Source organism: Saccharopolyspora griseoalba (assembly GCF_042665275.1).
Classification (GTDB): Bacteria; Actinomycetota; Actinomycetes; order Mycobacteriales; family Pseudonocardiaceae; genus Saccharopolyspora; species Saccharopolyspora griseoalba.
Map to the genome: position 1 here is coordinate 34,432 of NZ_JBHTCJ010000021.1, position 11,706 is coordinate 46,137.

Below are 11,706 nucleotides of genomic sequence, written 5' to 3' on the forward strand. Positions count from 1 at the left end.
CCTCGTGGTCGCTGGCATTGCCTGTCGTCCTGGGGCTCCGGGCGCCGTTTCAGCACCCGCACGAATATTGCAACCCTCCCCTTGCTTTTAATGTCAGGGGGTGGTTCACTTAAGCCATGCCGACGACAGCGATCCGCCGAATCACCCGGACCCTCAACCGTCACGTCCGAGACCGCCGCGACCACCAGCAGATCTGGTTCGACGACGACGGCCACGAACTCACCGCAGCGCCACTCACCGCCGTGGTCGACGCTCCCGACGGTGCCGCCTACCGATTCCATGTCGACCCCACCCGCCGCGCCGACGGTCGCCAGCAGTGGACCCACGCAGGCGTCGCCGAAGCCATCGCCCACCCCTGGGCGGTCGCCCCGTGAACATCAACGACTGGTTGACCCTGCAGCGCAGCAGCCTCGAAAAGCTGCCGTTCGTGGAACAGGTCGACGTGCTCACCGCCCTGATCGCCGAGGCGCCGAAGTGGCTGTCCACCGAACGCGCCACCGTCATCGACAACATGCGCTCGGCAGGCCACAGCGACACCGCCATCGCCGACATGCTGGGCACCACCCGGCAGGCACTGTCCGATCTCGGCGACGGACCCGCTACCAACATTGATGGCGTGTGGGCGCGGCCCAGGCTTCTGCGCGAAACCATCGAGCTGCTCATGCCGCACGCCGCGGACTCCCGCGACCTGGTTGCAGCGCTCGGCGTGCTGCGGCGTCGCGGTCGCCCCAACAGTGTGGAGATCCGCGGCGCGGCCCTGCGCATCAGCCGGGCCGCCCGCAACGCCCGAATCGACTGGGAGTCACTGCCCCCCGGTGAATCCAGCACCCTGCGGCGCGGGATCGCCCACGCAACCGATATCGCACAAGGCAAGGCCTGAGCATCATGACCCGTCCCCTGCTCCAACTCTCTACCAGGCCGAAGGCGGTCTCATCCGCCCGTACCGCGTCAGCGATCTCGGCTTACCTGCTCAGGAGACTCCCATTCTGCCGCCCGCGGTGGGATGGGTACGGATCAGCGGCAGGAACGGCGAAGTCGTGCAGTTGAACCAGATGAGCCCTGCCCACGCGAGCAACATCCTGTGGTTTATCTGGAGACGCTCCGAAGACGATGAGGAACGAGAGGAGTTTCTTTTCGTCGTAACCCCAGCGGTGTGGCCCGCCCCTTTCCGGGCTGCACAGGGACCGTTCTGGGATCTTCGCCTACTACAGTAGCTGCCTTCGCGCTGTGGCTGTCCGGGGCGGCACCTCCGCAGCTCGGTCGCGAGCATCCGAGGCTGAAGCCCGACCGCCCGCCGCAGCGCCAGCAATCCGGGCAGCAGCTCACCCGAATGAGGGACTGCCGATCGTGGAGGACCCGGGCGCACGCTCGCCGTATGCGCCCCGTCGACCTCCCCGCGGTCCGGGCGGCGATGAGCCGGCCGCGGTCGGTGCGCGATGCAGCGGACTGGATCCGGCCGCGGCAACCGGACACGACCATGGCGCTGCAGCAGGCGCTGCGCGAGGCCGCGTTGTACTGGGTGAGCAGCGAGATGGCGCTGCTTGCCTCCGAGGTTGCCCGCCATGAGATCGACGAGGCCCGCTGGCTACTGATTGACCGACCGACTCCGGCTGGCCTGTTTGTCATCGAACATCTTCCGGCCGAGCAGGACACGTCTACCAGTGTCGAGTTCGCTGTGAGCTGGGGTGATCACCCTGACGGGTTGCTGTTGGTCTGGTGGGCTGACCGCGATGGGATGGCCGAGTACCGCGATCGGCTGCCCCGGCACCCAGCGCCCCTGATCAGCACGGGCGGGTTTGTGGTGCCCGTCAACGAGCGCTATCAACCCTTGACCGAGTACCCGAGGCTTCGGCGGAATGCGATCGCGCTGCTGCAGGCGATGTGGCTGCTCATGGACATGCCCAGCATCACCACGACCGCGTGCGCTGGTTCGAGCCTGCCAACCTTCTTGGCCGACCGTGTCCCGAGGCCACGCCGAGCCACGGCGCGCTCCGGGACTGCCGGCGAGGACGTAGCGGTGATCCATATCCGGCGGGAGCGCCCCGGCCGCGCGTCAGGCAGTGCAGCCAGTCCCTATCGCCACCGGTGGGTGGTGCGGCCGCACAAGCGGTGGCAGGCCTGCGGGCCCGGCCGCCGCCAACGCCGCCGCGTACTCGTTCCACCGCACATCAAAGGCCCCGCAGGAGCCCCGTTCCTGAACCGTGAGCACGTCATGCTGTGGGACAGGTGACGCGGTCAGAGCACTAGGATCACGGGGACGCGTCAGCGACGACACCGCGGCTCGACGTGTGCACGGTGCCTTTCCTCGAGTGCGAGCATCCCGCGTTGACATCTGACCACCCGCGGCAGCGTCAGCCGTCCCGGCAGCTCAACCGAGCGGTGCGTCACCTACCGCTGCCGTCTCAAGATGCGTATAGTTTGTACTATTGGTGTACGGTTCACACGCCACACCGCAGCAAAAGGGCCGGCGACGGCACTGTCGACGCTCCACCGTCAACAGCACCGCCACCGGCCGGACGGACAACTACATAGCAGGGGAGCCGCGAAGGGCTACCGCTCAAGCCAACGCTTGAGCCGAAGCCTCACCCCCTCAGCGGTCCAGCCAACGACACGGCGCAGCCACGAATCATCCTTATTGCTGATGATCATCCTCAGGTTCATCAGGGCAGTCGGGATGGTCAGGAGCGCCAAGAGCCACGTTGGGTCCACGGCGCGCTGCTCCTCTCACTCACAGATGCTCGACGATCGGATTAGCTCTCCTGGCGTCGGGCATCTTTGCTTGTGTATGGCGAGATCAAAGTAGCGCGCGTACGTGACACGCCCACGTATCCAATGCGGGCCAGGGGCAGTCTTGCGGCGACGGTTCGCGGATCTCCGCAGGTCACACTGCATAAAACGCCCCTCGGTCAAGTCGTCCCAAACATCCATCCTTTCGTCAACGACGGGTTGACGAACCCCGCGCTCGCCGGTGCACGAGCACTAGGGACACAGGGGCGCGTTAGCAACGACACCGCGGCTCTAGGCGTGCACGGTGCTTTCGTCGAGCAGCCACACCTCGTCACCGCCATCGAACTCCCGCTGCAGCGGCTGGCCACCGTCGAGCATCAGATCGGCGATCATGACCTCATCGGTGGGGGAGTCGGTGTGCTCCACGGTGGCATCCACCAGCGCTCCGGTGTTGTCCTCGATGCGAATCCGCATGTGGTCAAGCAGGTCACGCGCGCGGATCACGTCGGCAACACCGTCGAGCGCGGCTTCCGCGGACCCTGCCGCCGGCTCGGCCGGGGCATCCCGCCGCGCACCGGCCGAACCGGAGCCGGTGTGAGCGGGCGTGCTCGGCACCACCAACGGGGTGTCTGTGTGCTGAGTCCAGCCGGCACCCACCGGGCCACCCGGCCGTAGCGCGTCCAGCAGGGCACGGTCCTGGGGCTGTAGGCGGGCGCGCGCGTCGGTGTGCCCGTCGAGGTTCGGGATCCACCACGCCTGCAACGAGGTGGGGTTGCCGTGCTGATCCGAGATCAGGCCGCGGCCGTGCATCCGCGGAACGCTGGTGGCGGTGCGGGTGTGACCAGGCCAGATCATGCCCGCACCTTGCGGCGACAACGGGCCCAGCGACACCCGGAACTGCGCGTTATCACGAGCGCCATCTGGGAAGTTCTCGGCATCGGGCCGCTGGATCCCCAGCAGCAGGTGCAACCGGGCGGTGCGCGCCATCGCCATGACCCGCGCCACCAGCTGCAGTTCGACGGGGGAGCCCTTACCGCCTTCCTTGCGGTGCTCGAACTCCAACAGCGTGCGCATGATGTACCACTCGTCGAGCAGCACCAGCAGTGGCTGCAGATCCCGTGGGTCTTTGCGGCGTTCGAGGTGGGTGTAGCGGCGATCCATCTCGTCGTGCGCATCGACGATCAGCCCACGGATGGCATCAACATCCCGCGCGACCTTCGTTACGCCTGGCCACTCGGACACGCCCAGGAACTCGATCCGCTTGGGGTCGGCAATCCGCGTTTGAAAGTCCAGCCGCGACCCGGACGCGATGATGTTGCGCAGCAAGTTCGTCTTGCCCAACCCGGTCGGGCCTACGGCCAGCCCATGCGGGCTGAGCGTGCTCGACGAGCAATCCCAGCCCACCGCGTTGCCGTGCTCATCCTGCCCGATGGCCAGAACGTCCCGACCCTGGAAATACGCGCGTTCGTCAAACACTGGCCGCGGAATCAACTTCTCCAGCGGCGGGCGCTCGACGATCCGCACCCGGTCCTGCGTGGGATCCGGCAACACATCCCAACCCCGCCCCGAGGACGACTCCGGCAACATCCCCGACAGCAACTCAGCGAACAGCTCACGCCGCTCGGCGGTCGCCAGCTTGGCCGACGGTGCATGACGGACGGTGAATTCTCGCGGCGCCCCGTCGTCGTGGGTGTCGACCACGTCGGACTCGACGAGCTGCCCCTGCCGCCCCAGCAGGGAAGACAGTGCCTGCTCGGCCCGCGCTACCGGGGTCGTGGCCGTCGGTGGCAGCACCTCTACCGGCTCCGGCGGCAACGTCCCCGGTTCAAGGACTGCCCTGCCGCGCGCGACCTCCCACGAGCGCGGAGCAAGCTCCACCCCCAGCACAGTCCCGATCGCCGTGCACCACGCCCGGCTGGGGTCCTCCAGCACCGCCCCCGCCGGCGCCCGCACGACCACCTGCCGCACCGCGCTCCGGTGCCACCACCGGTAGTGCGGTGTGACCTGCACCGACCCGATCGGCAGCTTCACCGCGGCAGCCGCGGCGCGATCCGCACCCGACGGGGCCTTTTTGCGTTCCTCGGCTTGCTTGTCCTCACGAGCCCGCTGCGCCGAACGCCACGCGAACACCCCCGAGATCACCGCCGCCGCGGCACATCCGGCCACTGCCCACGGTGCCCACTCGACCCCGAGTCGCAACCACGCCCGCAGCTGATCCCGGCTCCCACCGGCCGGTAGCCGCGGCAGCGCCCACCCGTGTACCACCCCGGCCACCACGCCGGTCACGACCGCGAGCGTGAGCCACCGCGCCCACGCCGGCGCCGGGGTGGTTTTGGTCGATCGTGACGACGGGGAATCCGAACGCGTCAGCGCGCCCTTGCCGAACAGCTCTTCAAAGAGGTCATGCCGCCCACTGCGGCGCCCGCTGCTGTTGCGTTGCCCGGACACGGCTCGCACCCCCGGTCGTCTCGCACGTTGTGGACCCCCGGCGCAGCCGCTGCAGCACACATCGGGTGTGCACGCCGGGGGCGCGCGGCACCCTAAACAGCCTTCCGCGGTTCGCGCCGAAGATTTCCGGCCACGCCAGTCCCCACCAGCGCAAACACTGGATTTCTCCGGTGGCGGCACGACAGCATGAATGTGAAAACACCGCCACACCAACGAAAACGGAGACGCCGTGCTCTGGAACGTGATGATTGAAGGCCGTCCGGACCTGTACCGGCTTGAGGCCCCGAGCGAGAACGACCTGCAGCGTTTGATCGCGGAAGCGTGGGCGGCCGAACACGGCCTCAACGTCGATGCGGTGCAGACGGTCCGTCAGTACGACGAGGAGGCCGGAGTGGGATCCGGCCGTTGCTGGTATGGCGGCCAAATCACCGGGGTCTTTGTCTACTGCCGCGGTGTGCGCACGGCCTTAGCCGCGACCGCCGCCTAACTCCTGAGAACCGGAAGCGCCGAGAGCTGCGCGAGCGCGCGACCGGCCAGGGCAACCCCCGACAAGCACAGAAAAAGTCCCGGCCACCAAGTCGGCAAACTTCCCGGCCGGGACTACTCCGAAGGAGCGGGTCCGATTATGGACGACGAAGAGTACCTGCGAAAGCTCAACAGCCCCGAGATGCAAGCCGCGGCCAACGCCGATCGGCAGCGGCAGCAGCAGAGCAAGGCCAAGGTCGATGCCACTCTCAAGGGAGAACGGGATCTGACGCAGAGGATGTCGGACGATAGGGACCGCAGGCGCAAGCGGTAGGGCCAGGCACACTGGAGGGCCAGGCACACTGGAGGGCGCCCCGGAAACCACCGGGGCGCCCTCCAGCTGTTGGGAGCCTGATGTCCGAGGTCGACGCACTCGACGCAACCACGCTCAAGCGGATCTGCCACCAACTCAGCCACAGGTCCAACGAGCTGCGGCGCGAACTGCCCCTGGACCGTTCCAAGTGGACCGACCAGGACCGAATCCGCAATGCGCAGGCCGAGGAACTCGACCGCCAGCACGCGACACTGTGGGCCGCACTCGAAGAAGTCCTGAGGGGGCGCTAGACCGAGAAAGGGTGTGGTTGACCGGCGCTCGTGAGAAACGCGCCGAAGTGTCATGACCGCGCGCCATCGCGTACCGCATCAGTTTTCCTCCTCCGCTTGTAGCGCCAGCACGTCGTGCACCGTTCGCCCGTTGACCTCCATCAGAGCCGCGTGACGTTTCGCCAGGTCAAGGGCTGTGTCGAGGTCGAACCGGTGAGCCTCCAGCCATCCCAGGTCCATGCGGTCATCGCCGGTTTCGTACACGAACTCACCGTCCGACCCGAGAGTGAGGGAGCCGTCAGTCACCGCCCACCGATCGAAGCCCTTGTGTACGACCCGCAGCGTGTAGTGGCGGCGAGCTGGGGAGCTCTCCGGCACGAACGACACCTCGTACTGGGACACGCGGACTTCCGGCCCCGGAAGAGTCGGGTAATCGACCTGACTCACGCTCGTCCTCCCTCGTTGGTGTGGGTTGTGGTTTCGAGGGCTCCCAGCCCCGGCGCGGGGCGGACATGACTGCTGTCAACCATGATGACCTGGTGATTTTCCGCCAGCCGGATCATCATGAATTGGACGCCGCCGTCCCAGTTGACGGTGGCAAGTTTCCAGGTGTCGCCAGTTGGGTTCCACTGGACGCGGGCGGCCGGTGGGTACGGGGTTCGGTTCATCAGAACCGCCCCCCGTCGACGGCGAGAATGGTGTTCTTGACGTTCATCCCGGTGATGCGGGTTGCCTTGTCGAGGCATCCGCCGCAGTTGGGCACCCGGACTTCCTTGCCTGACCGCTGGTCCTCGCGCTGCCCCTCGGCGCAATCCAGGTGCTTGGCGTTTGCGCCGCTCTTGGTCTCACACAGCGCACGCCCGGCCTCTCGCCCGCAGTCGCCCGTCATGCAGGTCTCCCCACACGACGATGTGGTACTTACCCGCCCGGTGGAACTCTCTGAGGTGGCGCGAGTAGTTGAACGCAACGCTGACCTCAACCGGCATAGCGTTCTTCAGCTCGTTCCACGCGCGGACGGCCCGCTCCCACCGGTCCTGCACCGCTTTCAGCCGTGCCGCTTCCTCGGCCCGGCTCTGCTCGCAACGCGCGGCCAACTTGGGCGGTTCCGGCGGGTCAGGTTCAGCCTCGTGCGCAAGATCAAGCAGGGGGAGCGCCCAGTTCGGCATTCCCCGCTGCCGCAACGGGTCTCGCACCTCGACCCTGGTGACGGCGGTCGCCCACTCGCACAGGTCCGGCCGCCACCAGCGGCCAACCCGGTTGATCAGGCGGGGGTCGACGAATGGCCCTGATCCACGCTCGGCCTGCTCGCGAAGCTCGTTGAGCTTCGCGTCGGCCAGGTTCGTTGCCCGCCGGTCACTGCTCCACCATCCGGCGCACTCGGTGTCCCCGCCCTCGGCGAGGAAGCGCTGAAGATCCGTCACCCGCACGAACTTCGTACCGGGATCGAAGTCCTCGTCTCCGCTGGCAATCGCAGACGCGACGCGGCTAGCCGTCCACGCTTTCAACTCTTCCATGTTATTGGTCCTCCTGCTTAAGTCACGGTGACGAATGTTTTCCCAGGTCGACGACTAGCGCCTGTGCATGTTCTTCTCTGGCTTCCCGGTGGCGATGCAGCGCACCATCGCGCCAACCACGCCGTAATCCCGGCACCGGAGCGCGCCGGTCGGCGATCACCGATCGTGAGCGGGGGTGTCTTGATTCAAGACGATGATGTACTGTCTTGAATCAAGACAGTAGAGCAACCGACCGGTGCCAGGAGGAAACGATGAGCGGAGAAGGCGCTCGGACCGGGGTCGCCACGGTCGAGCCGTTCGAGAACGTGTTCTTCGAACCCGAGCGTGAGGCGGCGGGGCTTCCCCCGTGGCGGAACGAGGCCGGGAACCGGTTCTACCTCACCGAGGAAATCGAGACAGCGCCGCGCGGCGCCTGATTAACCGTTGCACCTCCGGTGCACGGACCCGCGCCGTGTGCTGGGCGAACCAAGCAGACAACACCAAGGAGGAAGACATGGCCAACAGGAAGACCTTGAAGATTAACGGCCTGACTGCTTCAGACAACCTGGGCTTTGTGCAGCAGCAGGCGGCGCTGGTCGAGCGGTGCCGCAACACCGCGAACAACCTGCCGCTCCGGGAGATCTCCGACGAGCTGCACCAGATCACCGATCAACTCCGGGAGGCGGAGAACGGAATGGTTCTGGCCAATGTCCTCGCCGAGCTGCGGACTTGGTCGTCCCGTGAAGACGTGTCCCGAGTTCTCAAGCTCAGCTGACCGGAAGGAAGAAGTTATGAAGAAGCGGCCCGAGAAGTTCGTGGAGGAGGTTGCGCGCACGATCCATGCGCGGTTCCTCTTCCGGTCCGCGAACGGGAACCCGAACCCGGATGAGGTGTGGGATCACGTTCTGACGGAGCGCGCGCGGGACGAGTACCGCACCGATGCGCACGCCATCCTCAACATAATCGACGCCCTTGAGAAGGACGCACAGGATCACGCCTGACCAGGAGGAAGACATGAATGACCTGACCCCTCGCGGGTTTCCGTTCCGCCAGATCCCGGTGCCGTACAGCGGCACCAACCAGGACCGGCAGGCCGTGGGTCTCCCCGGTCACTGCGAAGACTGCGTCTCCGTGGGGCACGTGGTTGCGCACCCGGATCTCGGGTGCGGTGACGTCGGCTGCAACCAGGCTCACTGAACGATCGACCGGGACGTGATCAACCGGCCGGACGATGCGCTCAAGTGGTGAGGAAGCTGTGAACGAAGAAGGGATTGAAGACCTGATCGGTACGGGGCCGCTTGCGGAGCGGCTGGGCGTGAAGACCGAGACGATCGTGAAGTGGGTGCATCGGCACCCGCCGGGGTCGGCTACTCCGTGCCCGAAACCCCGTAAGACGTTGACGCGGACCGGCAAGGGCAAGCGCTACGTGTACGGGTGGGAGTTGGAGCAGCTGCCGGAGTGGGATCGGTGGATGGAGGACCGGCGGCAGGGTCTTCCGCGTTCTCGGGAAGAGCTTGAACGGATCGCGTACGAGGCGCAGTTCGACACCAGCGCCGAGTTGGAAGAGGGCCTGACCTGGGTCAACCCGAAGCAGGAAGGAGGGAAGAACGATGGATAACGAAGGCGGCTTACCCACTGGTGTGACTGGCCGGGGTGCTGCGCCTCGTTCGAGGCTGACACCGGCCCGAGTGAGCGGGGTTGGGTCCGGCCGCGTCCGTTCGGGATGGACGTTTTGCTGTGCCCCGTGCATGCGGGCGCTGGGCATCTGCAGATGACGTGGTTTTTGAGTGGTGAAGGGCCGAGCAGGGTGCAGGTGCTCTGCTCGTGCGATTGGGAAGCCGAAAGCGCCGATGTGACGCGCGGTGCGGCGCGCCACCGTTGGCAAGAACACCTGACGTGGCCAGTAGCAGCGAAACACTAACAGGAAGGTAAGACGATGAGCGGAATGAGCACGCCGGAACCTGGCTCGTCCTGGTGTAACTGCCAGGCGATCGAAGGGACCGAAAACTATCCCGGCCCGTGGCACGAGCGGGGCGGCGCGCCGCACTACCCGTGCGCGCAGGAAGCAGAGGTCGGGGAGGGAGATACCGGTGCTTCGTTGCCCTGAATGCAGCCGAGAAACGTACGCCCGAGGGTCCGCTCCGAGCGACGCGGGATACGCGGTGTCCCTCAACAAGGACGGGACGATCCGTCACCACCTCAACCACGCCCGGCGGGCGGGTGATCGGTACAAGGCGCCTCGCTGTGCCGGAACCGGCAAAACGCCAGTCGATCCGGGCGCCTGAACGCGAACCTGGGCGCGCAAGATTGTGTCGGGCGCCACGCTCGAACTGTCCGAAGCTGGACGGTTCGAGCCGGGCGCCCCATGCATCCTTGATTGCAAGACACCAACAGGAACTCACGAGGAGAGGGCCAGAACTGCGTGAGATGAAGATCCCGATGCGGGACGTAAACCTCAACAACGAGGTGAAGGGGCACGGCGACGGGCTCTGGTGGAACACCCACCCAAGGTACACTATAGTGAATATTGCAAGGTCCGCAGGGTGCGGCCAGTGGACTGGTCGCCTAGGGCGGGCGGGTTCGACTCCCCGCTGCGCCACCCTCGGCTACCACATCGACGAACCTGGCCGCGTGATCGCCTACCGCTGACCGCGCGCCACAGCGCTCCTGGAGCCCTCGCACGGAACCTTCCGGCGAGGGCTCTTTTAATGAGCGGACCAAGCTCAGAATCGTCCACTTGCGCAGCAGCTTGTACGGGCTGATGGCGCTTCCTGTCGCTGTCCCGCGGCGCGCTGCATGCTCATCGTGGCGTGCGTGTGTGCTGGGGTTTCTGGTCGCGCCGGTCCTGGCGCTAAATCCTCGGCGCGACTGGCGTGAGGTATGTGAGTCTGCGCCCGTCAAAGCAACCAGCGATGTGGCGTGAGGGGCTCGCGAGTGAACGTGTGGGTGTTGGCCCAGGAGACCGGCCTGGGCACCTCAGGACTGCGGGGATGGATCCTCAGCAATCTGTTGCCGCTGTTGCTGCTGGTCGTGGCGATCCTGATCCTCTGGCTCGGCGGGTCCAAAGGCGACAACGCCGGCGTGATGCGCCGCGTGGGTGGCGTGATCGTGGCACTGGGGGTGCTCGGGCTCGCGGTGGGCAACGGGGCGCAGGAGATCGGGATGTGGGTGGCGAACCTGTTCACCAACTAGCCGGCCACGCGCACCAGGCGCCGAATCCCGGTGTCGCCGAACTGGGTTCGGTTGGGCGCGGGGGCGAGTGCAAGACCAAGGGGGAGTTTCTGTGCGGGTCGCAACCGACGACGAGGTGTATCGGGTTGATGCCGTGTGGCTGGGCCCAGACGAGGTGACGCTGCCGTTTCGAGCGCGGTATGTCGCCTGGGGTGTCGGCTTGGTGGTGTGGCTGGTGAGTTTCAGCGTGGTGCGTGCCGCTGGCGTGGACGTGGGCGTGTTCTCGATTGCCTGGACGATCGTCGCCGCGGTGGCGATCACGCGGGTGTCGATGCAGTTGATCAGTCACGAACGCCCGCTGTCGGCGATGCTGATGACGCTCAAGGCTGAGGTCACCGCCCCGACCCGGGTGCCTGCCGGGTTCAGCTGGCAGCCCGATGTGTCCCGGCTGCGGGTGCGCCCCACCCTGCCCGCTCGTGCCCCCGAGGTGCTGCCGCAGGCGGCGCAGGCGGCGCAGGCCGCGGTGCCGAGCACCCCCGGTGGCGGTGCCGCGGTGAGCGCGTCGCCTGCGGAGGCGCCGACCACGATGATCGACCCGAGGACAGGTAGTGCTGTCGTTGCGCATGCGGACACGGTGCGGTTGGCGCGGTCGATCCCGTCCCCGGTGCCGGGCACACCGGCCGAGGCGATGTGGCGGGCCAAATGATGCGATTCCGCCGCCGAACCTCCCAAGAAGGCGCCACGTCGAATGGTGTAGCCGCACCCTGTGCGCGCCGCGCCGCCGCGTCCAAGCAGCGGA

Annotated in this window: 17 protein-coding genes; 12 read left to right on the forward strand and 5 right to left on the reverse strand. The window is 66.7% G+C overall.

Going from position 1 to position 11,706, the window contains the following annotated elements; all coding sequences use genetic code 11:
• Window positions 1-116: 116 nt before the first annotated feature.
• The 3 genes from ACFQRI_RS26095 to ACFQRI_RS26105 all read left to right on the forward strand — a co-directional run bounded on the left by ACFQRI_RS26095 (window position 117) and on the right by ACFQRI_RS26105 (window position 2,230).
• Complete coding sequence (locus ACFQRI_RS26095) at window positions 117-374, forward strand: hypothetical protein (protein ID WP_380673134.1); 258 nt, start codon at window positions 117-119, stop codon at window positions 372-374.
• Window positions 371-880: a hypothetical protein gene (locus ACFQRI_RS26100; RefSeq protein WP_380673136.1), complete on the forward strand. Its 510-nt coding sequence runs from the start codon at window positions 371-373 to the stop codon at window positions 878-880. The genes ACFQRI_RS26095 and ACFQRI_RS26100 overlap by 4 nt, the downstream gene beginning before the upstream one ends.
• 495 nt (window positions 881-1,375) lie before the next feature.
• The gene (locus ACFQRI_RS26105) at window positions 1,376-2,230 is read left to right on the forward strand and encodes a hypothetical protein (protein WP_380673137.1); all 855 of its coding nucleotides are present in this window, start codon (window positions 1,376-1,378) and stop codon (window positions 2,228-2,230) included.
• Window positions 2,231-3,018: 788 nt separating this feature from the next.
• Here ACFQRI_RS26105 and ACFQRI_RS26110 read toward each other — a convergent pair.
• Window positions 3,019-5,175 carry an FtsK/SpoIIIE domain-containing protein gene (locus tag ACFQRI_RS26110; protein WP_380673139.1) on the reverse strand — a complete coding sequence of 719 codons (2,157 nt, stop codon included), beginning with the start codon at window positions 5,173-5,175 and terminating at the stop codon, window positions 3,019-3,021.
• Between the two features lie 229 nt (window positions 5,176-5,404).
• On the opposite strand from ACFQRI_RS26110, the gene ACFQRI_RS26115 reads away from it, so the two are divergent.
• The 3 genes from ACFQRI_RS26115 to ACFQRI_RS26125 all read left to right on the forward strand — a co-directional run bounded on the left by ACFQRI_RS26115 (window position 5,405) and on the right by ACFQRI_RS26125 (window position 6,264).
• A complete protein-coding gene (locus tag ACFQRI_RS26115; protein WP_380673141.1) occupies window positions 5,405-5,662 on the forward strand; it encodes a hypothetical protein in 258 nt (85 codons plus the stop codon).
• A gap of 138 nt (window positions 5,663-5,800) precedes the next feature.
• Window positions 5,801-5,974 (forward strand): hypothetical protein, encoded by a 174-nt coding sequence (locus ACFQRI_RS26120; protein WP_380673143.1) that lies wholly within the window; start codon window positions 5,801-5,803, stop codon window positions 5,972-5,974.
• Between the two features lie 80 nt (window positions 5,975-6,054).
• On the forward strand, window positions 6,055-6,264 hold the full coding sequence (locus ACFQRI_RS26125; protein ID WP_380673145.1) for a hypothetical protein: 210 nt from the start codon (window positions 6,055-6,057) through the stop codon (window positions 6,262-6,264).
• Window positions 6,265-6,342: 78 nt separating this feature from the next.
• Here ACFQRI_RS26125 and ACFQRI_RS26130 read toward each other — a convergent pair whose 3' ends face one another.
• From ACFQRI_RS26130 to ACFQRI_RS26145, 4 genes are read right to left on the reverse strand one after another with little or no spacing between them, the layout of a single operon-like run.
• Entirely contained in the window at window positions 6,343-6,690 is a 348-nt protein-coding gene (locus ACFQRI_RS26130) for a hypothetical protein (RefSeq protein WP_380673147.1), read from the reverse strand.
• Complete coding sequence (locus ACFQRI_RS26135) at window positions 6,687-6,911, reverse strand: hypothetical protein (protein WP_380673149.1); 225 nt, start codon at window positions 6,909-6,911, stop codon at window positions 6,687-6,689. Before ACFQRI_RS26135 ends, ACFQRI_RS26130 begins: the two co-directional genes overlap by 4 nt.
• Window positions 6,911-7,132 (reverse strand): hypothetical protein, encoded by a 222-nt coding sequence (locus ACFQRI_RS26140; RefSeq protein WP_380673151.1) that lies wholly within the window; start codon window positions 7,130-7,132, stop codon window positions 6,911-6,913. The genes ACFQRI_RS26135 and ACFQRI_RS26140 overlap by 1 nt, the downstream gene beginning before the upstream one ends.
• Complete coding sequence (locus ACFQRI_RS26145) at window positions 7,089-7,757, reverse strand: hypothetical protein (protein WP_380673153.1); 669 nt, start codon at window positions 7,755-7,757, stop codon at window positions 7,089-7,091. The genes ACFQRI_RS26140 and ACFQRI_RS26145 overlap by 44 nt, the downstream gene beginning before the upstream one ends.
• A 251-nt stretch (window positions 7,758-8,008) precedes the next feature.
• Between ACFQRI_RS26145 and ACFQRI_RS26150 the strand changes: the two genes are divergently transcribed.
• From ACFQRI_RS26150 to ACFQRI_RS26175, 6 genes are all read left to right on the forward strand, one after another.
• The gene (locus ACFQRI_RS26150; protein WP_380673155.1) at window positions 8,009-8,173 is read left to right on the forward strand and encodes a hypothetical protein; all 165 of its coding nucleotides are present in this window, start codon (window positions 8,009-8,011) and stop codon (window positions 8,171-8,173) included.
• 77 nt (window positions 8,174-8,250) lie between these two features.
• On the forward strand, window positions 8,251-8,511 hold the full coding sequence (locus ACFQRI_RS26155; protein ID WP_380673157.1) for a hypothetical protein: 261 nt from the start codon (window positions 8,251-8,253) through the stop codon (window positions 8,509-8,511).
• 16 nt (window positions 8,512-8,527) lie between these two features.
• Window positions 8,528-8,737: a hypothetical protein gene (locus tag ACFQRI_RS26160; RefSeq protein ID WP_380673159.1), complete on the forward strand. Its 210-nt coding sequence runs from the start codon at window positions 8,528-8,530 to the stop codon at window positions 8,735-8,737.
• A gap of 254 nt (window positions 8,738-8,991) precedes the next feature.
• Window positions 8,992-9,354 carry a hypothetical protein gene (locus tag ACFQRI_RS26165; RefSeq protein WP_380673161.1) on the forward strand — a complete coding sequence of 121 codons (363 nt, stop codon included), beginning with the start codon at window positions 8,992-8,994 and terminating at the stop codon, window positions 9,352-9,354.
• 1,316 nt (window positions 9,355-10,670) lie between these two features.
• Complete coding sequence (locus ACFQRI_RS26170) at window positions 10,671-10,928, forward strand: hypothetical protein (RefSeq protein WP_380673163.1); 258 nt, start codon at window positions 10,671-10,673, stop codon at window positions 10,926-10,928.
• 91 nt (window positions 10,929-11,019) lie between these two features.
• Window positions 11,020-11,613, forward strand: coding sequence for a hypothetical protein (locus ACFQRI_RS26175; RefSeq protein ID WP_380673165.1), 594 nt, complete (start codon window positions 11,020-11,022; stop codon window positions 11,611-11,613).
• Window positions 11,614-11,706 lie beyond the last annotated feature (93 nt).

Coding starts and splice junctions, on each gene's coding strand:
- ACFQRI_RS26095 (WP_380673134.1), top strand. CDS start 117: ATGCCGACGACAGCGATCCGCCGAATCACCCGGACCCTCAACCGTCAC.
- ACFQRI_RS26105 (WP_380673137.1), top strand. CDS start 1,376: ATGCGCCCCGTCGACCTCCCCGCGGTCCGGGCGGCGATGAGCCGGCCG.
- ACFQRI_RS26120 (WP_380673143.1), top strand. CDS start 5,801: ATGGACGACGAAGAGTACCTGCGAAAGCTCAACAGCCCCGAGATGCAA.
- ACFQRI_RS26125 (WP_380673145.1), top strand. CDS start 6,055: ATGTCCGAGGTCGACGCACTCGACGCAACCACGCTCAAGCGGATCTGC.
- ACFQRI_RS26135 (WP_380673149.1), bottom strand. CDS start 6,911: ATGAACCGAACCCCGTACCCACCGGCCGCCCGCGTCCAGTGGAACCCA.
- ACFQRI_RS26140 (WP_380673151.1), bottom strand. CDS start 7,132: ATGACGGGCGACTGCGGGCGAGAGGCCGGGCGTGCGCTGTGTGAGACC.
- ACFQRI_RS26145 (WP_380673153.1), bottom strand. CDS start 7,757: ATGGAAGAGTTGAAAGCGTGGACGGCTAGCCGCGTCGCGTCTGCGATT.
- ACFQRI_RS26150 (WP_380673155.1), top strand. CDS start 8,009: ATGAGCGGAGAAGGCGCTCGGACCGGGGTCGCCACGGTCGAGCCGTTC.
- ACFQRI_RS26155 (WP_380673157.1), top strand. CDS start 8,251: ATGGCCAACAGGAAGACCTTGAAGATTAACGGCCTGACTGCTTCAGAC.
- ACFQRI_RS26160 (WP_380673159.1), top strand. CDS start 8,528: ATGAAGAAGCGGCCCGAGAAGTTCGTGGAGGAGGTTGCGCGCACGATC.